The 22,171-nt window shown below is 64.6% G+C and carries 22 protein-coding genes and 1 pseudogene; 12 read left to right on the top strand and 11 right to left on the bottom strand.

The genetic code is table 11. The features are described 5' to 3' along the window. Position 1 precedes the first annotated feature (1 nt). Together P6U28_RS26090 and P6U28_RS26085 are read right to left on the bottom strand one after the other, a co-directional pair. The gene (locus P6U28_RS26090) at positions 2-154 is read right to left on the bottom strand and encodes a hypothetical protein (protein WP_164937244.1); all 153 of its coding nucleotides are present in this window, start codon (positions 152-154) and stop codon (positions 2-4) included. 179 nt (positions 155-333) lie between these two features. After that, on the bottom strand, positions 334-882 hold the full coding sequence (locus P6U28_RS26085) for a cupin domain-containing protein (protein WP_018646206.1): 549 nt from the start codon (positions 880-882) through the stop codon (positions 334-336). Positions 883-1,029: 147 nt separating this feature from the next. Between P6U28_RS26085 and P6U28_RS26080 the strand changes: the two genes are divergently transcribed. The 3 genes from P6U28_RS26080 (at position 1,030) to P6U28_RS26070 (ending at position 4,973) form a co-directional block, all read left to right on the top strand. Next, complete coding sequence (locus P6U28_RS26080; RefSeq protein WP_407120220.1) at positions 1,030-2,358, top strand: aspartate aminotransferase family protein; 1,329 nt, start codon at positions 1,030-1,032, stop codon at positions 2,356-2,358. Between the two features lie 70 nt (positions 2,359-2,428). Next, a complete protein-coding gene (locus P6U28_RS26075; protein WP_122401202.1) occupies positions 2,429-3,694 on the top strand; it encodes a D-amino acid dehydrogenase in 1,266 nt (421 codons plus the stop codon). A gap of 112 nt (positions 3,695-3,806) precedes the next feature. After that, positions 3,807-4,973 (top strand): IS110 family transposase, encoded by a 1,167-nt coding sequence (locus P6U28_RS26070; protein WP_407120219.1) that lies wholly within the window; start codon positions 3,807-3,809, stop codon positions 4,971-4,973. Positions 4,974-5,558: 585 nt separating this feature from the next. Here P6U28_RS26070 and P6U28_RS26065 read toward each other — a convergent pair. After that, positions 5,559-6,200, bottom strand: coding sequence for a helix-turn-helix domain-containing protein (locus P6U28_RS26065; protein ID WP_162500144.1), 642 nt, complete (start codon positions 6,198-6,200; stop codon positions 5,559-5,561). A 178-nt stretch (positions 6,201-6,378) separates the two neighbouring features. Here P6U28_RS26065 and P6U28_RS26060 point away from each other — a divergent pair, with 178 nt between their 5' ends. From P6U28_RS26060 to P6U28_RS26045, 4 genes are read left to right on the top strand one after another with little or no spacing between them, the layout of a single operon-like run. Then, positions 6,379-7,137, top strand: coding sequence for an ABC transporter substrate-binding protein (locus P6U28_RS26060; RefSeq protein WP_122401204.1), 759 nt, complete (start codon positions 6,379-6,381; stop codon positions 7,135-7,137). A 31-nt stretch (positions 7,138-7,168) separates the two neighbouring features. Beyond that, a complete protein-coding gene (locus P6U28_RS26055) occupies positions 7,169-7,822 on the top strand; it encodes an amino acid ABC transporter permease (RefSeq protein ID WP_122401205.1) in 654 nt (217 codons plus the stop codon). After that, positions 7,819-8,550, top strand: a complete 732-nt coding sequence (locus P6U28_RS26050) for an amino acid ABC transporter ATP-binding protein (RefSeq protein WP_122401206.1) — start codon at positions 7,819-7,821, stop codon at positions 8,548-8,550. Before P6U28_RS26055 ends, P6U28_RS26050 begins: the two co-directional genes overlap by 4 nt. A gap of 12 nt (positions 8,551-8,562) precedes the next feature. Next, positions 8,563-9,846 carry an FAD-binding oxidoreductase gene (locus P6U28_RS26045; RefSeq protein ID WP_122401207.1) on the top strand — a complete coding sequence of 428 codons (1,284 nt, stop codon included), beginning with the start codon at positions 8,563-8,565 and terminating at the stop codon, positions 9,844-9,846. A gap of 52 nt (positions 9,847-9,898) precedes the next feature. Here P6U28_RS26045 and P6U28_RS26040 read toward each other — a convergent pair whose 3' ends face one another. The 4 genes from P6U28_RS26040 to P6U28_RS26025 form a co-directional block, all read right to left on the bottom strand. Next, positions 9,899-10,123: a hypothetical protein gene (locus tag P6U28_RS26040; protein ID WP_162500145.1), complete on the bottom strand. Its 225-nt coding sequence runs from the start codon at positions 10,121-10,123 to the stop codon at positions 9,899-9,901. A gap of 158 nt (positions 10,124-10,281) precedes the next feature. Next, positions 10,282-11,874 carry a gamma-glutamyltransferase family protein gene (locus P6U28_RS26035; RefSeq protein ID WP_122401209.1) on the bottom strand — a complete coding sequence of 531 codons (1,593 nt, stop codon included), beginning with the start codon at positions 11,872-11,874 and terminating at the stop codon, positions 10,282-10,284. 243 nt (positions 11,875-12,117) lie between these two features. After that, positions 12,118-12,294, bottom strand: a complete 177-nt coding sequence (locus P6U28_RS26030; RefSeq protein WP_164937212.1) for a hypothetical protein — start codon at positions 12,292-12,294, stop codon at positions 12,118-12,120. Positions 12,295-12,303: 9 nt separating this feature from the next. Continuing rightward, positions 12,304-12,537: a DUF6894 family protein gene (locus P6U28_RS26025; protein WP_122401210.1), complete on the bottom strand. Its 234-nt coding sequence runs from the start codon at positions 12,535-12,537 to the stop codon at positions 12,304-12,306. 201 nt (positions 12,538-12,738) lie between these two features. Between P6U28_RS26025 and P6U28_RS26020 the strand changes: the two genes are divergently transcribed. Together P6U28_RS26020 and P6U28_RS26015 are read left to right on the top strand one after the other, a co-directional pair. Beyond that, positions 12,739-14,811 carry a PQQ-dependent sugar dehydrogenase gene (locus P6U28_RS26020; protein WP_407120218.1) on the top strand — a complete coding sequence of 691 codons (2,073 nt, stop codon included), beginning with the start codon at positions 12,739-12,741 and terminating at the stop codon, positions 14,809-14,811. Continuing rightward, positions 14,768-15,709, top strand: a complete 942-nt coding sequence (locus P6U28_RS26015) for an SMP-30/gluconolactonase/LRE family protein (protein ID WP_162500146.1) — start codon at positions 14,768-14,770, stop codon at positions 15,707-15,709. Before P6U28_RS26020 ends, P6U28_RS26015 begins: the two co-directional genes overlap by 44 nt. 266 nt (positions 15,710-15,975) lie before the next feature. On the opposite strand, the gene P6U28_RS26010 is transcribed toward P6U28_RS26015, so the two are convergent. Further along, complete coding sequence (locus P6U28_RS26010) at positions 15,976-16,809, bottom strand: Crp/Fnr family transcriptional regulator (protein WP_122401213.1); 834 nt, start codon at positions 16,807-16,809, stop codon at positions 15,976-15,978. A 159-nt stretch (positions 16,810-16,968) separates the two neighbouring features. Continuing rightward, the gene (locus P6U28_RS26005; protein ID WP_122401214.1) at positions 16,969-17,148 is read right to left on the bottom strand and encodes a hypothetical protein; all 180 of its coding nucleotides are present in this window, start codon (positions 17,146-17,148) and stop codon (positions 16,969-16,971) included. Here P6U28_RS26005 and P6U28_RS26000 point away from each other — a divergent pair. The 3 genes and pseudogenes from P6U28_RS26000 to P6U28_RS25990 all read left to right on the top strand — a co-directional run. Beyond that, positions 17,135-18,454: pseudogene (locus P6U28_RS26000) on the top strand (ABC transporter substrate-binding protein); the annotation flags it as partial. The gene P6U28_RS26005 and the pseudogene P6U28_RS26000 overlap by 14 nt on opposite strands. Before the next feature lie 82 nt (positions 18,455-18,536). After that, positions 18,537-19,337: an ABC transporter permease gene (locus tag P6U28_RS25995; protein ID WP_174221550.1), complete on the top strand. Its 801-nt coding sequence runs from the start codon at positions 18,537-18,539 to the stop codon at positions 19,335-19,337. Continuing rightward, entirely contained in the window at positions 19,334-20,173 is an 840-nt protein-coding gene (locus tag P6U28_RS25990; protein ID WP_122401217.1) for an ABC transporter ATP-binding protein, read from the top strand. The genes P6U28_RS25995 and P6U28_RS25990 overlap by 4 nt, the downstream gene beginning before the upstream one ends. A gap of 97 nt (positions 20,174-20,270) precedes the next feature. Here P6U28_RS25990 and P6U28_RS25985 read toward each other — a convergent pair whose 3' ends face one another. Both P6U28_RS25985 and P6U28_RS25980 read right to left on the bottom strand, forming a co-directional pair. Further along, positions 20,271-21,251 (bottom strand): LLM class flavin-dependent oxidoreductase, encoded by a 981-nt coding sequence (locus P6U28_RS25985; protein WP_122401218.1) that lies wholly within the window; start codon positions 21,249-21,251, stop codon positions 20,271-20,273. Continuing rightward, on the bottom strand, positions 21,248-21,979 hold the full coding sequence (locus P6U28_RS25980; protein WP_122401219.1) for a 4'-phosphopantetheinyl transferase superfamily protein: 732 nt from the start codon (positions 21,977-21,979) through the stop codon (positions 21,248-21,250). Before P6U28_RS25980 ends, P6U28_RS25985 begins: the two co-directional genes overlap by 4 nt. Positions 21,980-22,171 lie beyond the last annotated feature (192 nt).

The following is a 22,171-nucleotide window of genomic DNA, read 5'->3' as shown; positions in this document are numbered from 1 at the left end:
GCTAATGCAGCTTCTTGCGGAGCGCCCTGAGCGCCTCGCGCTGCATCTCGATGTAGTCGGCGATGGCCTTGCGCAGCTCGCGCGAATGGAGCTTGTCGGCATCGCGCTGGACTTCGTCGAGCGCGGCTTCTGCATTGGCGAGCGTGATCTTCATCTGCGAGTCCTGTTACGAAGCGGCCCCGGAGTGCCCAAGGAATTCTCACGTATCCGGCCATAACCTCAGCACCTCAACGCCAGGCTGCCCGGCACGGTTCGTAATATGTAGCGGCTTGGTTCGCGGAAATTGAGGTGGCTCAATATCCGTAAGATATCGGTGGTTCCGTAAGATCCCCCTCAGAACGTCGGCGGCGTGCAGGCGGAGATCACCTCGCACGGCTTGCCGCCGACGCAGCGGAAGCGATGCGGGCGGCGGCTCTCGAAATAATAGGCATCGCCGGGATTGAGGATGCGGCGCTCGTCCTCGACGGTGACTTCGAGCTTGCCCGAGATCACGATGCCGCCTTCCTCGCCGTCGTGGACGAGATGCACGCGTCCGGTGTCACTGCCGGGCTCGTAGCGCTCCTTCAGGATCTGCAGGCTGCGGCCGAACAGATTGTCGCCGACTTGCCGATACGAGATCGGCTTCTTGCCGACCTCGGTCAGCTCCTCGGCGCGGTAGAAGATCTTGCGCCTCGACTCCGGCTCCAGCGCGAAGAACTCGGCGAGCCCCATCGGGATGCCGTCGAGGATGCGCTTGAGCGCGCCGACCGAGGGATTCATCTGGTTGGATTCGATCAGCGAGATCGTCGAATTGGTGACGCCGGCACGTTTGGCCAGCTCGCGCTGCGACAGCTTGTGGCGCGCCCGGATGAATCGTAGCCGTCCACCGATGTCGACGCTCATAGCCCAAGCCCTGTTGCAGGTGTTGCGGATCGCGCAAATATGGACCGGCGGCCCCAGTTAAATCAATGGCTTGCAGATCACCAGAAAAGGACTTGTTGCGGCTTCGAAGCCGTGGCTCTGCTGGCCCGTCAGCAAAGGAGCGCGGCCGTGACCCTTCATCAGATTCCGAACACCATCAAGACCGACTCGTTCTGGATGCCGTTCACCGCCAACCGGCAGTTCAAGAAGGCGCCGCGCCTGTTCTCCTCGGCCGAGGGCATGCACTACACCACCGTCGACGGCCGCAAGGTGATCGACGGCTCCGCCGGCCTCTGGTGCGTCAATGCCGGCCATGGCCGCAAGCAGATCGCCGCCGCGGTCGAGCGGCAGCTGATGACGCTGGACTTCGCGCCCTCGTTCCAGATGGGCCATCCGCTGGCATTTGACTTCGCCGAGCGCCTCGCGGAGATCGCGCCGAAGGGACTCGATCGCGTCTTCTTCACCAACTCCGGCTCCGAGTCGGTCGACACCGCGCTCAAGATCGCGCTCGCCTACCATCGCGCCAACGGCCAGTCGAGCCGCACCCGTCTGATCGGCCGCGAGCGCGGCTATCACGGCGTCGGCTTTGGTGGCACCTCGGTCGGCGGCATGGTCGCCAATCGCCGCGCCTTCGCGACCCTGCTGCCGGGTGTCGATCACATCCGCCACACCCACGATCTCACCCGTAACGCCTTCGCCAAGGACCAGCCCGAGCATGGCGTCGAGCTGGCCGACGATCTCGAGCGTCTGGTGGCGCTGCACGGCGCCGAGACCATTGCCGCCGTCATCGTCGAGCCGGTGCCGGGTTCGACTGCGGTGCTGCCGCCGCCGAAGGGCTATCTGCAGCGCCTGCGCGAGATCTGCGACAAGCACTGCATCCTCCTGATCTTCGACGAGGTCATCACCGGCTTCGGCCGCCTCGGCACGCCGTTCGCCGCCAACTTCTTCGGCGTCACGCCGGACCTGATGACGACGGCCAAGGGCATCACCAACGGCACCATTCCCTGCGGCGCGGTGTTCGCGAGCCGCAAGGTGCATGACGGCATGATGGTCGGCCCCGAGAGCCAGATGGAGCTGTTCCACGGCTACACCTATTCGGCGCATCCGACCGCCTGCGCCGCCGGCATCGCGACGCTCGACATCTACAAGGACGAAGGCCTGCTCACGCGCGGTGCCTCGATCGCCGAATACTGGCGCGACGCGCTGCATTCGCTCAAAGGCCTGCCGAACGTCGTCGACATCCGCAATTGCGGCCTGATGGGCGCGGTCGAGCTGGCGCCGCGCGACGGCGTCGTCGGCGCGCGCGGCTATGACGTCATGGTCGACTGCTTCAACACCGGTCTCTATCTGCGCATGAGCGGCGACAGCTTCGCGATGTCGCCCCCGCTGATCGTCGAGAAGAGCCACATCGATCAGATGGTCTCCATCCTCGGCGACGCCATCAAGAAGGTGGCCTGATAATTGCTCTCGCCGTTGCGAGTTGTTTCCTGGCAGCGGCGCGTGTGATGCCGCGGGAGTTTGACGAAGCGTGAAAGTTCTGATCCTCGGCAGCGGTGTCATCGGTGTCACCTCTGCCTACTACCTCGCTCGCGCCGGTCATGAGGTGACGGTCGTCGACCGTCAGCCGGAGCCGGCACTGGAGACCTCTTTCGCCAATGCCGGCGAGGTGTCGCCCGGCTATTCGTCGCCCTGGGCCGGCCCCGGCGTGCCGGTGAAAGCGGTCAAATGGCTGTTGATGAAGCACGGCCCGCTGGTGATCCGGCCGAAGCTAGATCCGGTCATGTGGGTCTGGCTGCTCAAGATGCTGCGCAACTGCACCAGCGCGCGCTATGCGGTCAACAAGAGCCGGATGATCCCGATCGCGGAATACAGCCGCGACGCCTTGCGCGACCTGCGCCGCGACATCGGCATCCAGTATGACGAGCGCTCGCAGGGGACGCTGCAGCTGTTCCGCCACCAGTCCCAGCTCGACGGCACCGGCGAAGACATCGCCGTGCTCAAGCAATATGGCGTGCCCTTCGAGGTGCTGAGCCGCGAGGGCTGCATCGCGGTCGAGCCGGCGCTATCAGGCGTCAAGGAAAAATTCGTCGGTGGATTGCGTCTGCCGCAGGACGAGACCGGCGACTGCCATATGTTCACGCAGTCCCTGGCCAAGCATGCCCAGGCGCTCGGCGTGCGCTTCCTGTTCAACACCGGCATCGATCGCATCGTCACCGAGGGCGCGCGCGTCAGCGGCGTCGTGACCAGCGCCGGCCTGTTGCAGGCGGACGCTTACGTGCTCGCGCTCGGCAGCTGGTCGCCGCGGCTGGTGGCGCCGCTCGGCATCGCGCTGCCGGTCTATCCGGTGAAGGGCTATTCGATCACGGTGCCGATCAAGGACGCCTCCGGCGCGCCGGAATCCACCGTGATGGACGAGAGCTACAAGGTCGCGATCACCCGCCTCGGCGACCGCATCCGCGTTGGCGGCACCGCCGAGATCTCGGGCTATTCGAGCAAGCTGTACGACGCCCGCCGCGCCACGCTCGATCACTCCCTCACCGACCTGTTCCCGCGCGGCGGCGATCTCGCCAAGGCAACGTTCTGGAGCGGTCTGCGCCCCATGACCCCGGACGGCCCGCCCGTGATCGGCCCGACCCAATACGCCAACCTCCACCTCAACACCGGCCACGGCACGTTGGGTTGGACCATGTCCTGCGGTTCGGGACGCGTGCTGGCCGACATGCTGTCGGGCAAGAAGCCGGAGATCGATGTGAGTGCGCTGACGGTGGAGCGGTACGCGCATCGGTTCGGGTAAGGCTCTATCCGTTCGTCATTGCGTGCGTAGCGAAGATTCCATGGGGAGTGGATAGCGACCAGGTCTGAGGCCAGACTGAGGGTTGCTGAATCCATTCAACCTGGAGACGACGATGTTGCTCGATCATCCTTCCGACGGACTGGCCGCTATCCGCACGCAGTTTGGCGCAATTTTTGTGTCATTGGAACTGAGCCGTTCGACATGGCTGGTCACTTCGCTGTCGCCCTGCAAGGGCGAGAAGATGTCCAAACGCAGCATGAAGGCCGGCGACCTTTCGGAACTGTTGAAGCTGTTTGCGGAGCTGAAGCGCAAGGCGCAGGCGCGAACGGGTGAGAGCTATCCGATCATCACGATCCAGGAGGCGGGGCTGGACGGGTTCTGGCTTCACCGCGCCCTGCAGCAGGAAGGCATCGAGAGCCACGTAGTCGATCCGGCCTCGATTGCGACGCCGCGCCGGCGCCGGCGGGCCAAGACGGACCGGCTGGATGGCGAGACGCTGTTGCGGACGCTGCTGGCCTACAAGCGCGGCGAGGTACGGGTCTGCGCCATGGTCGTTGCGCCCTCTCCGGCAGAGGAGGACCGCCGTAGGCTGTGCCGCGAGCGAGAGACCTTGATCGCGGAGCGGATCGAGCATGTGAACCGGATCAAGGGTCTTCTGTTCGCGCAAGGGATCTTCGACTACGCGCCGCTGCGGCGAGACCGGCGGAAGCGGCTGGAGGCCTTGCGGACGGGCGACGGGCGCGCCTTGCTGGCGCATCTGAAGGCGCAGATCAGCCGCGAACTCGACCGGCTCGAACTGCTGCTCGACCAGATCACGGCGGTGGAGCGCGAGCAGGATGCGTTGCTGGCCGCGAGCAAGGCGGCGGGGAGAAAGACCGTATCGAACCCGGTGGCAATGCTGCTCGAACTGAAGAGCCTGGGCCCGAACTTCACGGCCGTTCTCTGGTCGGAGGCCTTTTACCGGCAGTTCGCCAACCGCCGCCAGATTGCATCCTATGCCGGCCTTGCAGCCACGCCATGGCGCAGTGGCGGCATCGAGCGCGAGCAAGGCGTGTCGAAGGCTGGCAATCCGCGCCTGAGAACCACGATGATCCAGCTCGCCTGGCTCTGGGTACGCCACCAGCCTCAATCGGCTTTGACCCAGTGGTTCAAGGTGCACAGCCAACGCGGCCGCAAGCGCGCGATCGTGGCGCTCGCGCGCAAGCTGCTCGTGGCCCTCTGGAAGTACGTGACCGCGGGCGTGGTGATCGAGGGAGCCGAGATAAAGGCCGCCGCCTGACACCACGCTCCTCAGCCTCAAAGCCAATCCGCCGAGATTGATCAGCCTCGGCCGATCCGGGTGGACGAACCGATGGATTGCATGGCTTCAAACGCCGTAACGAAGAATGGTCTCGTCCTCTCGAGCCTGCCCGCCGCAAGCGGAATGTTGGTGCAGCCGCCGCCGCGCGGCGACCGAATGTGAGTTTGATCTGGCAAGCAAACCAGATTGCAAAAACCGGCTCGACCCTTGGATCGCCTGACGAAAAGGAGTTATCCGCCCGCTGCCCCGACTGCCAAAGCCTGATGGCGTGCTCGCTCGAGTCAAGGCCAAGTCGCTTCGCGACGGCCCTACGGGCCGACCTTGACTCGATCTGCGCGCGCCATCCTACGTGCTCCACGGTCGGGACGAAGAGCTGGCCTGCAATCGAACAAAGAGCTGAACAAACCGCCTTGACACACCAAATCCCCATGTGAGCAATCCAGTATCCCTCCGCGGAGACAGTCTGGATTGCTTCGTCGCAAGGGCTCCTCGCAATGACGATGTGGAGGTAGCGGAGCGCCAACCTATCACGGGCTGAGGGTGTGCGCGCGAAAGGAGGGAGGCTTACGCCCCCGTCACGCAATTCACCCAGAGCACCACGGCCTTCGCATCCTGCGCCGGGTTGGAGAACCGATGCGGCCGGCGGCTGGCGAAACGAAAGCTGTCACCCGTCTTCAGCGACCACGTCCGGCTGTCCACCGTCAGCATCATCTCGCCCTCGAGCACGAGCCCGGCCTCTTCACCATCATGGGTGTAGAGCTCGTCGCCGGTGGAGCCGCCGGGCTCCAGATGCACCAGGAACAGGTTGAGCTTGTTATCGGCGCTGGCCGGGCTCAGCAATTGTTTCGAGACGCCGGTGCGCCAGAGTTTCAGCTCTGGCCGCTGCAGGCCGCGGGTTACCACCTGATCGGAGGAGCCATCGCTGCTCGGGCTTGCGCCGAACAGCGCGGCGATGCCGACGCCGAGCACGTCGGCGAGCGTTGCCAGCACGCGCAGCGACGGCGACGACAGGCCGCGCTCGATCTGGCTGAGAAAACCGATCGACAGATCCGTGCGCGCCGCGACCGTCTCCAGCGAGAATTGCCTGACCCGCCTGAGATCGCGGATGCGACGGCCGACCGCGACGTCCATCGCGGGTTCGGCCGGCTTGGCGACGGCTTTGGCTCTCGCCTTCCTGGCCGGCTTTGCGGCGACCGGTTTGCGCATTCTTTTGCCACCGCTCACGTCAGACAGCCTCCTTCATGTGCATGAAAACCACTTGCATCGTTCGCGAAACTGTGACCAATTTTCATATTGGTGAAACTAGGCCGAAACGGCTGAGCCCGCAACGTCTGGTCACGACATGCGCGAGCGCCGTCACCGGCCAGACCCAAAGGGGGATGCGATGAAGCGTTTTGTCCAGGCCGCGATCGCGGCGCTCGCCATTGCCACAGCCGTGCCGGCGTCGGCGCAACAAGTGCTGAAGGTCGGTTCGACGCCGACGGGCATTCCCTTCACCTTCCTCGACACCAAGACCAACACCATCCAGGGCATCATGGTCGATCTCATCACCGAGGTCGGCAAGGACGCCGGCTTCAACGTTCAGATCGAGCCGATGCAGTTCTCGGCGCTGATCCCCTCGCTGACCTCGAGCAAGATCGACATCATCGCGGCTGCGATGTTCATAACGCCGCCGCGCAAGGAGGTCGTCGACTTCTCCGACCCGATCTACACCTACGGCGAGGGCCTCGTGGTGCCGAAGACCGACACCAAGGCTTACGCCACGCAGGACGACCTGAAGGGCGAGACGGTCGGCGCCCAGGTCGGCACCGCCTTCGTCGACGCGCTGAAGAAGACTGGTCTGTTCGCCGAGGTGAAGGCCTACGACACCATCCCCGACATCCTGCGCGACGTGAACACCGGCCGCCTCAAGGCGGGCTATGCCGACTATCCGATCCTCGCCTACAATCTGAAGCAGGGCGGCTTCCCCGAGGTGCGTCTCGTCGACGGCTATAAGCCGGTCACGGTCGGCTCGGTCGGCATCGGCGTCCGCAAGGGCGAAACTGCGCTGCTCGGCAAGATCAATGCTTCGCTGGCGAAGCTGAAAGCCAACGGCACCATCGACAAGATTCTGGATAAATGGGGCCTGAAGGCACAAGGTTGATCGTGAGCGTCTGACCGATGAAGGCTTCCCGATGAAAGGCTTCTGGCGCGACGCCGTCGAGTTCTTCCCGATCCTGTTGAACGGCGTCGCGTTGACGATCGTCGTCACGGTCGGCTCGCTGCTGCTCTCGACCGTGCTAGGGCTCGTCTGGGCGATGATGCGGGTCTCCGGCATCAAGGCGCTGTCGATGCTCAGCGCCAGCCTGATCAACGTGATCCGCGGCATCCCGATCATCGTGCTGCTGTTCTACCTCTACTTCGTGATGCCCGATCTCGGCGTCACGCTGACGGCCTTGCAGGCTGCGATCCTCGGGCTCGGCATCGCCTATTCGGCCTATCAGGCTGAGAACTTTCGCGCCGGCATCGAGGCGATCGACAAGGGCCAGATCGAGGCGGCGCAGTCGATCGGCATGGGCTGGTGGCTCACCATGCGTCGCGTGGTGCTGCCGCAGGCGGTACGTATCGTGCTGCCGCCCTACGGCAACGTCATGATCATGATGCTGAAGGATTCCTCGCAGGCCTCGACCATCACGGTCGCAGAGCTTGCGTTGCAAGGCAAGCTGATCGCCTCCTCGACCTTCAAGAACACCAGCGTGTTCACCCTGGTGGCGCTGATGTACCTCACCATGAGCATCCCCCTGATCCTGCTGGTCCGTCACTTCGAGAAGCGGGCCCGCAAGCGATGATCGAACTCAACGACGTCCACAAGAGCTTTGGCAAGGTCGAGGTGCTCAAGGGCATCACGGCGAGCGTCGAGAAGGGCGAGGTGGTCTGCATCATCGGGCCATCAGGCTCGGGCAAGTCGACCATCCTGCGCTGCATCAACGGGCTCGAAAGCTACGATCGTGGCGAGATCAGCGTCGAAGGCCTGAAGGTCGATCGCGATGCTCCGTCGATCGTGAACATCCGCACCCAGGTCTCGATGGTGTTCCAGCGCTTCAACCTATTTCCGCATCGGACGGTGCTGGAGAACGTGATTGAGGGGCCGCTCTTCGTGAAGAAGGAGCCGCGCGCCCAGGTGCTCGAGCGCGGCCGCGCTCTGCTCGCCCAGGTCGGGCTTGCCGAGAAGGCCGATGCCCATCCACCGCAACTCTCCGGCGGCCAGCAGCAGCGCGTCGCGATCGCGCGGGCGCTCGCCATGCAACCCAAGGCGATCCTGTTCGACGAGCCGACCTCGGCGCTCGATCCCGAGCTGGTCGGCGAGGTCCTCGGCGTCATGCGCAAGCTCGCCGACGACGGCATGACCATGGTCGTCGTTACCCACGAGATGGGCTTTGCCCGCGATGTCGCCGATCGCGTGCTGTTCATCGACGGCGGAGTCATCGTCGAGCAGGGCCCGGCCAAGGCGCTGCTCAACCAGCCGCAGCATTCGCGCACGCAGGACTTTTTGCGCCGCGTGCTGCATCCGCTCTGACCGGACTTCGCCATGACGCGCCTGCCTCTGCCGCCCTCGCTCTATGCCGACACCGCCGTCGCGCCGGTCGCCACGCCGCCGCTCGACGTCGACAGAAGCGTCTCCGTCGCGATCGTCGGCGGCGGCTACACCGGCCTGTCCACAGCGCTGCATCTGGCCGAGCAAGGCGTCGAGGCGCTGGTGCTTGAGGCGCAGGAACCCGGTTGGGGCGCGTCCGGCAACAATGGCGGCCACACCAATCCCGGACTGAAGCACGATCCCGATCAGATCGAAGCCGATTTCGGCGCAGATCTCGGCCGCCGCATGATCGAGTTCTCCTACGGCACGACGAACTTCACCCACGACCTGATCCGCCGCTACCAGATTCCCTGCGAGGCGCGGCAGAACGGCACGCTGCGCGCGGCTTACAATGAGGCCAGCGCCGCCGCGATCGAGAAGACCGCGCAACAATGTATCCGCCGCGGCATGCCGGTGACCTATCTGAACCGCGAGCAGCTGCGCGAGATGACCGGCACCGACCGTTACATCGGCGCGATGCTGGATACCCGCGGCGGCGATCTGCATCCCCTGAGCTACGCCCGTGGCCTCGCGCGCGCCGCGATCTCCGCGGGCGCGAAGATCCATGGCGAGACGCCGGCATTGTCACTGCGCCGCGACGGCAGGCGCTGGCGCATCGAGACACCGCGCGCAGTGGTTCATGCCGATAAGGTCCTGCTCGCCACCAACGGCTTCACCGACGATCTCTGGCCGGCGCTCCGCCGCACCATCGTGCCGGTGTTTTCCTCGATCGCCGCGACCGCGCCGCTCTCCGACGCGGTCGCCCGTTCGATCATGCCGACGCGTCCGGTCCTCTACGAGAGCGGCCACATCACGGTCTATTACCGCATCGATCAGCAGAACCGTCTCTTGATGGGCGGCCGCGGCCCGATGCGCTGGATCAAGTCGCCGTATGACGTGGCCTATCTCATCCGTTATGCCGAGCGGCTATGGCCCCAGCTCAAAGGCGCCGCCTGGACCCATGGCTGGAACAGCCGGCTCGCCATCACCAAGGACCATTATCCCCACGTGCATGAGCCCGCGGAGAACATCCTGATCTCGCTCGGCTGCAACGGCCGCGGCGTCGCGCTCTCGACCGCGATGGGCGCGCAACTCGCGCGCCGCCTGATCGGCGGCGCCAAGGCCGAAATCGACATGCCGATCACGGGCATCAAGCCGATCCCGATGCACGCGTTCTGGCCGGTCGGCGTGACGACCGCGGTGATCGCGGGCCGGGTGCGGGACCGGCTTGGCATATGAAAAAGGCGCCGCCCGGATTCGGGCGGCGCCGTGTTGGGAGTTGCAGATTGCGTCAGCAGCGGCCCTGCTTCCACAGCCCGGGCGGGCATCCCATGCCGCGCCAGCCGACCTTGCGTCCATGCGACCAGCCGGGCGGTGTGCCATAGTGATAATGGCCCATCGCGTGACCATGGCCGTGACCGCGACCATGTCCATGTCCGCCCTTTGCAACCGCGGGGCCGGCAAACGTAACGCCGGCCGCGATGATCAGGGACGCGGCGAGCGCAAGTTTCTTCATCTTGTCCTCCACTGGGGCGAGCGCATTTGTCCATTCAATGAACGAACTGTGCGCAGGTAAGTTCCCTGCGAATGTGGAGGAGTCGTGACGCTCGTGCAGATGCGCGATCCCGTATCGGCTCAACGAGCGCTCGCATGATCTCGCGTCGATTTCTGCGCTCAGCCTTCCGCGACCGCCGCGGCCCATGGCTGAAAAATCTCGACCGCCCCATAATTCGTGTCGCCCTCGCGCATCACCACGCTCGGGCAGGCGAATTTCTGCGGCAACGTTTGCACCCGGCCTTCTTCGTAGTCGAAGCGTGCGGCCAGCGCCTTGCGTGCTTCCTCCGGAAGTCGGGCGTCTCCGATCACGATCGCGCCTTCGCTGGCGTCGATGCGCGGCTGATGGATGGCGGCGTCCAGATCCATCCTGAAATCCATCGCGAAGGAGACGAGTTGCATCACGGCGGGCAAAATGCGACGTCCGCCGGAGGCGCCGGCGGCGAGGCGTTTGCCGTCCTTCGTCTCGGCGATAACGGGCGTGTAGTTGCAAAGGCAGCGCTTGCCGGGTGCAAGCGAGTTGGTGGTACCCGGCGTCGGATCGAACCACATGATGCCGTTGTTCATGGTGATACCGGTGTGGGGTGTCACATATTTCGAGCCGAAGGACGAGAGCAGCGTCTGCGTCACCGCCGCGATGTTGCCGTGACGGTCGACGACGGAGAAATGCGTGGTGCAGGCGGGCGCCAGATATTCTGCGCCAAGCGAGCGCTTGCCGTCGGCATCGCCCATGTCCCTGAGCCGCTCGCGGAAGGCCGCCTGCAGGGCGAGCGCATATTCGACATAGGCGGCGGCATCCGGCGCGCCTGCGGGCGTCAAGCTCTGCTGCAACAGGCGCAGCGCATGCGCCATCGTCGGTCCCGCCGTGAGCTCCGGCGTCGCAAGCACCTTGCCCTCGCGATAGGGGATCGCCAGTGGCTCGCGCAGGTGGGCGTGGAATGCGGCGAGATCCTCCACCGACAGCGAGCCGCCGTCGGCCTTGATATCGGAGGCAATGCTCCTGGCGAGATCGCCCTGGTAGAAATCGCGAGGGCCGGCCTCGGCGAGATGTGACAAAGTCGCCTTCATGGTGTCCTGGGGCAGCCGTGTCTCGGATTTGATGCCCCATGGCGCGCTCGGCGGCAGACCGTCTTTCAGGTATGCGGCCGCGCTTGCGGGATAGCGCCTGAGATCCGCCGCAGAGCCAGCGATCGTCACGGTCGTCCACCAATCGACCAGCAGGCCTTCGCCGGCGAGCGCGGCAGCCGGCGCGACCAGATCCTTCCACGGCATCTTTGCGTAGCGGCGATGCGCCTCTTCCATGCCGGCGACGACGCCGGGTACCGCAATCGAGCCGGGACCATGGATGTTGCGGTCATCCTTCACCCGGGGCCAGGGAAACAGGTCGGAGGCCGCCGCGCCTTCGCCACTGAGCGGATAGTCGGCAGTGCGCAGGCTCTGCGGCGCGCACATGCCGTAGTCGATCACCTCGTAGCGATTTTCCTTCGCGCGGTAGAGCACCATCGCACCGCCGCCGCCGATACCACTATTCCAGGGCTCCAGGACGTTCAGGGCAAAGGTGGTTGCGACGATCGCGTCCACGCAGTCGCCACCCGCGGCCAGCACCTGCGCCCCGACTTCAGCAGCCCGCCGCGATTGCGAGGCGACGATGCCGCCCTTCGATTTGACTGCAGGTTTGCGGACGGTCTGGTTGAGGCTGAACTGGTGAGGCATGATCTCGTCTTGTTCTGTGTCTTGTTGGTCTGTGTCTTGGCTTCATTGCGCGACCGCGCAAACGGCGGAGCGAGCGCAGAATGACACATTGCCGCCAACGAGAACAAAGGGAGGCGCGACATGGCTGGTGTGAAATAGGCGGTATGGCGGGGCGCTGCCGTCTCCCAAACGCATCATGGCCGGGTTGAACCCGGCCATGATGGGAAAGAGACGGAAATCAGCTCGAACGCAGCGAAGGAGCGCCTAGAGCGAGCGGTCCAGCCGGCTGGCCTGATATTTGGCGCGCCATTTCGGGCCAGGCCCGCGCATGTAATGCAGCTCGGGGCGATAGGGGTTGCCCGCGACGCGGATCAGCGTCTGCCATTTGGTGGCGACGAAGCTCAGGGGCTGGCGGAACAGGCTCAAGGAAGCGAGCAACATGGTATCACCTCAATGCGGCTTGCCGAGCATGGCGGTGAAGGGGAGATCGAAAATCTCCTCACCGTCGTCATCGCTGACATGGATCACCCAATCGCGCCAGTCCTCGGCACCGGGCGTCTGGATCATCGAGTTCATGATCTGGGTGGCGCGGTCGCGCGCCTCGGTCAGATTGGCGACGGCGGCCCCGTAGTGGTCGATCAGCGTGCCCTCGGTGTTGGAGCAGTGAAAATAGACCTGGACCATGAGCGCCTCCTGTAGAAAGCGATTGGGACGGCAAATCGATACCACCCCAAGCCTTCGCGAAACATTCGGGTCGAGCCCGGTAAGGGAATTTACGGAGATTGGTCGGCACCAAGGTCGTTACAGGTTTAATCACAGGCGAGTGATGACTGGACGGCGCCGAGGCGGCATGGAACAACGTCCGCGGGAAGGTCGGGGGCGACCGTGAATCAGTTCACATTCGAGATCGGACGGCGAAATCTGCGCTTGCTTGCAGGGGTCTTGACCGCCGCGCTGCTCGGCTTAGCGCCGGCATCGTCCGAGCCGGTCAGGAAAAGTGGCTATGCGATCGGCACCGAATCCTGCGGCAGCGGCGATCTCGCCTTCCCCAGAATCGAGATCGACATGAAGGCGGGATTCTGCGCCGGCCTCGTCGCCAGCGAACAGGACCGCCTCAAATTCCCGCGCTCGATCGTCCAGGTGCCCGGTCATGACCTGTTCGTCGTCGCCGACATGGGCGGCTGGGGTCATGCCGACGGGCGGCTGCTGCTGCTCGATCCGCATGCGCCCCACGGGCAACGCTTCAAAGAGCTGCTGACGGGGCTCGAATATCCGTTCGGCCTCGTGATCGGTCCCGACAAAAAGCTCTATGCCTCGACCGCGGAGACGATCTTCCGTTTCGATCCGCTCGCCGACAATCCACGGAGCACGGTCGAGACCATCATCCGTCACATGCCCGGCCGCCGAATCACTTTGCCGGACGGCACGAGGCTGGACGAGAGCGCGCATCCGCTGAAGCAATTCGTGCTCGATCGGAATGGACGGCTGTTCGTCAATGTCGGCGCGCACAGCGACGACTGCATCACGCCGGCGCCGATCACCAGGCCCTGCGCTGCGGCCGAAGGCGGCTCCGCGATGGCTGCGATCTGGCTGTTCACGCCGCCACCAGGCGGCGTCTTCCCGGCATTGAAGCCTGGCGATCCCGACCCGCCGCACACCGTCTATGCGCGCGGTCTGCGCAACTCGATGGCGCTGGCGCTGCATCCGAACTTTCCGGATGCCGGCTACGCCTTCCTGCAGGGCGAGAACGGGCGCGATCTGCCCGACATCTTCAAGCCGAACGAGGAGATCAACGCGATCGAGCAGGGCAGGCACTACGGCTGGCCGTATTGCTACGATCTGTCGACGCCGAGTCCCGAATTCAGGCTCGTGCTGCAATCCGGGGTCTACAAGTCGCTCTGCACGGCCAACGCGCTCTATAAGCCGCCGCTCTCGCTGCTGCCGCCGCATGGTGCACCGCTCGCGATGCTCTACTACCACGGCGGCAAATTTCCGGAGCTTGAGGGCAAGCTGCTGGTGGGCCTGCACGGCTATCGCCCGACCGGCAGCCGCTTGCTCGTCTATGATGTCGACGATCACGGCTTCCCCAAACCTGCCCCGGCACCGGTGCGCTATCACGTCAGTTGCGCGGCTGACCCGACCCGCAGTTTCCAAACCGAGGCCGGCGAGGTCGCCGCCGCGCCGTTCGAGGAGCTGATCGCCGGCTGGCACCGCGTCAACGGCGCGCGGCCGCAAGGTGCGCCCGTCGGCATGACGGTTGCGGAGGACGGCGCGATCTGGCTGGTGGAGGACAAGAACCGGACCGTGATCCGCGTCGATCGCGCCGCGGGTGAAGCGCCGGCGCCGCTGCCCTGCGACAGCCGCAGCCCGGCGATGATCGATCAGCTCGCGGCCTTGGTCGCCAGGGATGCACGGAACAGCGCCCGGCTGACCACGCTGCGCAAGGGCCTCGTCGAGAAGCATTGCGTCGGCTGCCACTCGGATTTCGGTCTGAAGGCGGGCCAATCGGAGGCAGAGCAGGACGGCGCCGTGCTCCGTTTCATGCTGTCGCAGGATGGCTGGATCTATCCCGGCGATCCCGACGCCGGCAAGCTGCGCACGCGCCTGCGCGGCCTTGGCGCGGAGAAGCTGATGCCGCCGGGTGGCGAGAGCCTGCCGAAGACCGAGCCTGGCTACAAGCGTCTGCTGGATGCGGCGGATCTGCTCGTCGCGAAGATGGTTCCGGGCACGCGGATGCGGATCAAAGCCGGTCCGCCGCAGCGCAAGTTCTATGACAAGTCCGACAAGGAATGCGGCGAAATACCGGCCGCCAAGGTCGTTGTCGTGACACAAAGGAGCGCTGTAGACAGACCCGGCTTCAGCCGATTCTTTCGGCCGGCCGATCCCTATCTGAATGGCGAGTGCTCCGACGGCGATGGCTATTACATCCGGCAGGAATTTCTGGTGCCTGTGCAGTAGCATCCTCTTCGTCGTCGCCACGGCCCCCGCCCAGGCCGAGACCAGGCTGTTCGAAAGCGTGCAGGTGACGCCCGCCGGCGAATATACGTTCGGCATCGAAGGGCCCGCCGCCGACCTCGACGGCAACCTCTTCGTGGTCAATCTCGGCAAGCCCGGCACCATCGGCAGGCTGCCGGCGGGCGGCGCGGCGTCGGAGCCATTCACGGTGCTTCCCGAAGGCAGTGTCGGCAATGCCATCCGCTTTGCACGCGACGGCACCATGTTCATTGCCGATTACAAGAAGCACAACATCTTCGCGATCCCGAAGGGCGCGACCGAGCCCACCGTCTGGTTTCATTCCGACGAGATGAATCAGCCCAACGACATCACCATCGCGCGCGACGGCACGATCTATGCGAGCGATCCGAACTGGAAAGGCAGGGAAGGTCATATTTGGCGCATCGCGAAGCGAGCCGACGGGACGGTGCGGGGGCAGGTGATGCCGGCGCCGCGCGCGATGGGCACCACCAACGGCATCGATCTCAGCCCGGACGGCAAGACGCTCTATGTGGGCGAATCCAGCAGCGGCCAGATCTGGTCCTATGCGATCAGCGGCAACGAGCTCACTGGCGCAAGGCTCGTGAAGTCGTTTCAGCCCGACACCGTCGACGGCCTGCGCACCGACGTCGCCGGCCGCCTCTATGTCGCGCGCATTCTCAAAGGCACGATCGCGCTGATGAAGCCCAATGGCGCGGTCGAGCGGGAGATCGCGCTTCGGGCCAAGGAGCCGACCAACCTCGCCTTCGGCGGCGGTGACGGCAAGACTGTCTTCGTCACCCAGCGCCAGGGTGGCTTCATCGAATCCTTCCGCACCGACCAGCCGGGGCGCGAGCACTGCCTCCAGCGCGGGCGCTGCTAGAGCATGATCTGCTTCCGATGCAGAGCCGCGCGCACGGATGCGGCATTCTTGCTTGCATCTCGCGGCCGCGGAGATCAAGACTTTCGTGGCACGTCAAGCGAACCTGCGACCACGGAAGGCGGTTATCTCTCGAATATCCTCGGCGCGAATTTGACTTCCGTGCTGGCCGGATTCGAAGAGGCGCGGTGATGCGCGTTCTTCGTTTCTCCCCGTAAGAACGGGGAGAGGGAGGAGAAATGCGGCCCCGGAGCGTCGATCGGCCCACCTCAATGCTTGAACAAGATCTGCTCCAGCAGATCGATCCGCCTGATCCGGATGGAGCTGCCGTCGATGGCGATGATGCGGCGGTTTTGGAAGCGCTTCATCATCATCGTCACCCATTGCCGGGTCGAGCCGACCATGGCCGCGATCTGGTCATGAGTGATCTTGCGGTTGATGACGATGGTGTCGCCGTCGGCCACACCGTGCAGCTCTGACAGCGTGAGCAGGAACTGCGCCAGCCGCTCGATCACCGAGCGCGTGCCGAGGATCTGCGCCATCGAGGAATAGCACTTGCCCTTGGCGATGAGGCCGTCGATCAGCGCCAGCGCGAAGCTCGGCATGCCCTTGAGCAGCTTCTCGAGCGCGGGACCGGAGAGTGCCGTCATCTCGCACGCCTCGATGGCGATGCCGGACCACATGTGAATGCCGCCACCGGAAATCTCCGGACCGCCGATGAAATGTCCCGGCGTCCAGTAGGCGAGCGTGATCTCGCGGCCCGACGGCGCCGTGTAGTAGACCCGAACCTGCCCGCGGCGAATGATGAAGATGCCTTCGTGGCCGTCGCCCTGGCTGAACACCATCTCGCCCTGCGGCACAGTGACGGTGCGCCCGGCCGCATGCACGCGGGCCTGCTCGAATGTGGACAGGCGATCGAGGAAATGCGCCCCCGCGTTGAGCCCGTCGATCGTCTCGCTCATGAACAGTGCCGAGCTCGCGGTCTTCGCGCGCGTGTCGCGGGTTCGACGCGCGGTCTCGCGGGCGGGCCAGTCGAACGTAACGCCCGGCCGATCAACAAAAGCGCCAGGCTCTGTCGCGGCAGCTTCCTTGAGAATGGTCATCGCAATCCGTCAGCTCTCAGATGTCTCGCGAATAGGTAAGAGCGGCGGTGGTGCGATGTCCATCTCTTTGCGATCGTTCCAAATCACTTAGCAAAGCTTGATATGTGCGGCGATCGACGGCGGAATGATTCCTCTGTCGGGAACGCGGTCCTGAGAAAATCATTCACGCCATCGCGCGCGGGATTCACGATGCGCGCAGTTCACGATGGCGATGCAAGTAATTGCTTCAAGCGGTTCGCCGCGACTTCGATAGTGCAGGCTGGCATTGTCGCCGGCATCGCCGGTCTCCGAGGACAGTTCGATGATCGATTTCAGCTCTTTGAGAATGAGTGCGGCCATCTTGGCTTTGACAATCGCGATGTTCGGACCGTCACAGGCGGAGACCATCCGCGTGGCGATCGGAACGCAGGATACGACCATCAACTGCGCGACCGGCGGGCTGCTTATCCGCGAGCTCAAACTGCTGGAGCAGTTCCTGCCTCGCGACGGCAAGTACAAGGACGTCACCTACGACATCCAGTGGAAGAACTTTACCAGCGGCGCACCGCTCACCAACGAGATGGTCGCGGGCAAGCTCGACTTCGGAGCGATGGCGGATTTTCCGGGTTCGCTCAACGGCGTTGCGTTCCAGAAGGCAGGACGCCGCAGCCTGTTCATCAGCGTCTTGTCCGGTAGCACCAAGGGCAGCGGTAACGGCATCGTGGTGCCCTCGAATTCGCCGGTGCAGTCGCTCAGCGAGCTCAAGGGCAAGACAATCTCCGTTCCCTTTGCCTCGACCTCGCACGGCATGCTGCTCCGTGCCATCGAAGCCAAGGGCTGGAACCCCGAGACCGACGTCAATATCATCACGCAGGCGCCCGAGATTGCGGGACCTGCCTTGCAGGCCGGCAAGATCGAGGCGCATGCGGACTTCGTCCCGTTCGCGGAGCTGTTCCCGTGGCGCGGCTTTGCGCGCAAGATCTTCGACGGTGCACAGGCAAATGCTCCGACATTCCACGGTGGGCTGGTCGATGCCGAGTATGCCGAAAAATATCCGGAAATCGTCGTCGCCTATTTGCGCGCCGCGCTCGAAGCGGATCGCCTGATCGCGGAGGAGCCCGAGAAATACAGCGAGCTGATCGCGAAGGTGACGGGCATCGAGGCCGAGGTCGACTACCTCTTTCACGGCCCGCTCGGCCTTCAGACCCGCGACGTGACTTGGAAGGCGGAATACCGGCAGGCGGTCGCGACCTCGATCAAGACGCTGAAGCTGCTCAAGCGCGCCGACAGCGATCTCGACATCAACCAGTTCGTCACAGACAAGTTCATCCGCATCGCGGCCGCGCAGGCGGGCCGTGACTATGACGCGGAGCTGAAGAACTATGCGCAGCTCCCGCTCAGGGCCAAAGATGCAGTGACGGGAGCCGAAATCACCGACTTCAGTCGTGTCGCGCAGATCTGGGTCCGGGACGAGGCTCATGTGCGTCACTACGCCTCGCCCGAGAACGCGCTCAAGGCGCTGGCCGGCATCGAGAAGGACGGCAAGACCATCCGCGTCGTCTATGCCCAGGACCGCGAGAGCGGCATCAAGCTGTTCGCAAACCAAGCCTGGTTCGTGCGGTCGTGGAGCGGCGAGCTGAGCGCGTTCCTGCTCAAGGATGCGGCCTAGCGCTGGTCGAAGCAACATGGCGGTGCGGTGCTCGACTTCGCGGCCGCGCGCGAGTCGCTCGTTGCGAGCCGGTGAGGCCATGACCGCCGCTATCCAGGCGCGGCCTGCGGCCATCCGCTGGGTGGTCCGCGGCCTTTCGATTCTCGCCTGCATCGCGCTGTGGCAGGTCGCGTCCGCGACGCATCTCAATCTCGGGATCGTCACCTTCCGCAACGTGCCGCCGCCGCTCGAGGTCGTGCAATCCGCACTCGCTTTGTTTCGGTCGCCGAAACTGGTGCCCCATATCACCAGCAGCCTCTGGCGCGTGTTCGCAGGTTACGGAGCGGCGGTGGTGCTCGGTGTGATCTTCGGTTTCGCGATCGGCCGGTCGCGCGCCACGACCGACCTCTTGCTGCCGCCGCTCGAATTGCTGCGGCCGATTCCGGCGGTGGCGTGGATTCCGCTGTCGATCCTGATCTTCCCGTCGTCCGAACTGTCGATGATCTACATCACCTTCATCGGCGCCTTGTTTCCGATCGTGCTGAACACCGTCCATGGCGTTGCGAATGTCGACCGTCGGCTTCTCGCCTCCGCCCGCAGCCTCGGTGCGGGGGAGCTCGCGATCCTGCGAGAGGTCGTGCTGCCGGACGCCGCGCCCAGCATCGTCACGGGCCTTGCGATCGGTATGGGTACCTCGTGGTTCTGTCTCGTCACCGCGGAGATGATCTCGGGTCAGTTCGGCATCGGCTACTACACCTGGGAAGCCTACACGCTCCAGAACTACGCCGACATCATCGTCGGTATGCTGGTCATCGGCCTGCTCGGCATGGGCTCCAGCTGGCTGCTGACGACCGCCGGCCGGCTTCTGATGCCCTGGCGCAGCCCGAAGGTGGCGCGATGAACATCCGGGTGGCGGATATCGGCACCAAGAGCGTCGGTCGCATCGACATCGCCGGCGTCTCGATTGCGCTCGGCTTCGGCGCCGAGGCAATCGAGGCCGTGAGCGGCCTCGATTTCTCCATTGCGCCGGGCGAGTTCGTCTGCATTCTCGGTCCCTCCGGCTGCGGCAAGTCCACGCTGCTCGGCGCGCTGGCCGGGCATCTGCCGGTCACGGCGGGGCAGCTGACCGTCGACGGGCAGCCGATCCAGGGGCCGAGCCCGGACCGGGGTATGGTGTTCCAGCAGCACACGCTGTTTCCCTGGAAGCGGGTGCGCGACAATGTCGCCTTCGGCCCGAAGATGCGTGGCCTTTCGAAGAAGGAACGCGACCGTGCCGCCGACGCCATCATCAAGCTGGTCGGCCTTTCCGGCTTCGAGACGTTTTACCCTGCGCAATTGTCGGGCGGCATGCAGCAACGCGTCGAGATCGCGCGGGTCCTGATCAACCAGCCGCGGGTGCTGCTGATGGACGAACCCTTCAGCGCGCTCGATGCGCAGACGCGCGGCATGATGCAGGCGGTGCTGCTCGACATCTGGAGCAAAATCCCGACGACCACGGTCTTCGTCACCCACGACATCGACGAGGCCCTCTTCCTCGCCGATCGCATCGTCGTGATGAGCGCAAGACCCGGCCGTGTCATCGAGGACGTCGTCCTGACCTTCGCACGGCCGCGCAGCCACGATCTCGTGACCGAACCCGAGTTCGTGCGGCTGAAGCGGCATGTCATGCAGCTGCTGCGCCGGCCGGAAGGCTCCGAGCCGCTGGCGCGACTGAGCCCGCTCGGCGTGCGGTCCTAAAGCGCGATGAGATTTGGATGAATCGTCATCGCGCTTTAGCTTGTTGTTTGCGCATGATCTTTCCGGAAAACCGCTTCGCACTTTTCCGGATCATGCTTTAGAGCATCCCGCTCGCAGCGAGCGCCTTGCAAACGTGCTGCATCTCGGCTTCGTCCGCTACCATGTCGAGCATAACAGTGGTCAGGCCCTTCGCCGCAAATTCCTTCAGCTTTGCACCGATCTCCTCGTAGCTGCCGACGAGATAGGGGCAGTCGGCCTGGAAGGTGAGGAACGGCAGCAGCCAATAGCCGTTATCGTGAAGCTCACCACTTTGCTCCTCGTAGAGCCGCCGCTTCCACACGGAATCGCTGCTCTCCACGGTGAGCGCGAGCAGTTCGCGATCATCGACACTGTCGCGAAAGCGCGCCCTTGCCGCCTGTCGTGCCTCCTCGCGTCCCGCGCGCGCGAAAATGCCGAAGTTCATCCCAGCCGCGTCGAGGCCGCGATCGAGATCGGGCGGCAGCATCTGCATCTTGATGCAGCCGGTCTCCTTGGCCACGCGCTGCGCCGCGTCCGACTGGCCGGCGATCAAGAATTCCGGCATAAGCTCCGCGGGCAGGCGCGGGCGAAGTTGCAGATTGCGGGCGCGATAGAATTGCCCATCGAAATTCACCGGCCGCGGGCTTGCCAGCAACTGGCGCATCAGCGCGACGAATTCACCGAGCCGAACGTAGCGATCGGCATGCGACTGGTCGTCGCCGAGGCCCTGCAGGTCGCTGACCGCCGTCCCCGTGATCATGTTGAGATAGACCTTGCGGCGGTAGAGCTGTGCGAAGGACGAGACGAATTTCGCCGCCGTGAACGGGTGCATGTAGACCGGATTGACGGCGATCAACGGCGAAGATCGCGTCGTCTCTGCCATGATGTGCTGGGCCATCGCCCAGGGTTCGACGAACACGTCGTTGCCTTCGAACAGCAGGATGCCTTCGAAGCCGTTGCGGCCGGCGAACTGCGCCACCCGCATCAGCTCGCCGACATGAGTCTTGGGATCGCGGTTGCGTGAAATCGCGGCAAAGACGCGCAGCCGCGACGGCGTCATTCGGCCGTTTCCTGGAGCGGCCAGGCATGGCGGCTGATGGGAAGGCCGCCATCAGCACGGGAGCCATCGGCGATCGCGAGGCGGTGCGAGGGCGATGGCGAGCACAGCGAGAAGCGCCAGCCGTCCGGATCGTCGGCAATGCCGGGCTTGAAGCTGATCTCGATGGCCTCGCGCGACACCTGCATCGCGAAGGCATCGAGCGGCAAATTGAGCCCGAAGCCTCTGGCCTTCAGATAGGCCTCCTTGAGCGTCCAATAGTCGAAGAAGCGCTCGATCGCCGCCGGCTCCGGCAGTCCGAGCAGCGTTTCGACCTCCTCCGGTGCAAAGAAGCGATGCGCGGTAGAAAGCGGCGCGACACGCCGCGACACGGTTTCGACGTCGATCCCGACGGCCTCATGCCGCGACACCACGCAGGCGACGCAGCCGTCGGCATGTGACAGGCTGAAATGCAGCGCTGTCGAGGTGACGGGCGCTGCGACGAAGGGGCGCCCATAACGGCCCGCGCCAAACGACCAGTCGGAGGGCGCGACGTTGGAGGCGACCTGCGACAGCGCCAGGCGCAGCATGGCATGCGCGAAGATGTATTGCCGCCGATGCCGCTCGAACATGAAGCGATCGGCCCGGGCCCGTTCGTCGATCGAGAGCAGGCGTCGGCACGCCTCGACTGCGCCCGGCGCGTCAATGGTCTCGATCAGCCCGACAAAGAGTTCGATTCTGTCGTCTGCCATCAATTGGGCCCATGGCGTCAGGCGAGGTCAAGGCCCCGGTCCTGACGGAAGAGTCAGCTGAGCAAGAATCCACGAAGAGGACCTTTCCTAACGGCCCACCCAGGCGAATTCTTGTCGATTTGCAGACCGGTTTACAGGCGCAAGCTTGTCCGAGACCCCAACTCGATAAGCGAGCGGCCCAATTTGAAAACC

Source organism: Bradyrhizobium sp. STM 3561, assembly GCF_045571455.1.
Lineage (GTDB): Bacteria > Pseudomonadota > Alphaproteobacteria > Rhizobiales > Xanthobacteraceae > Bradyrhizobium > Bradyrhizobium vignae.
The sequence above is the reverse complement of the archived record's forward strand: the minus strand, read 5'-3'. Positions and strand labels throughout refer to the sequence as shown.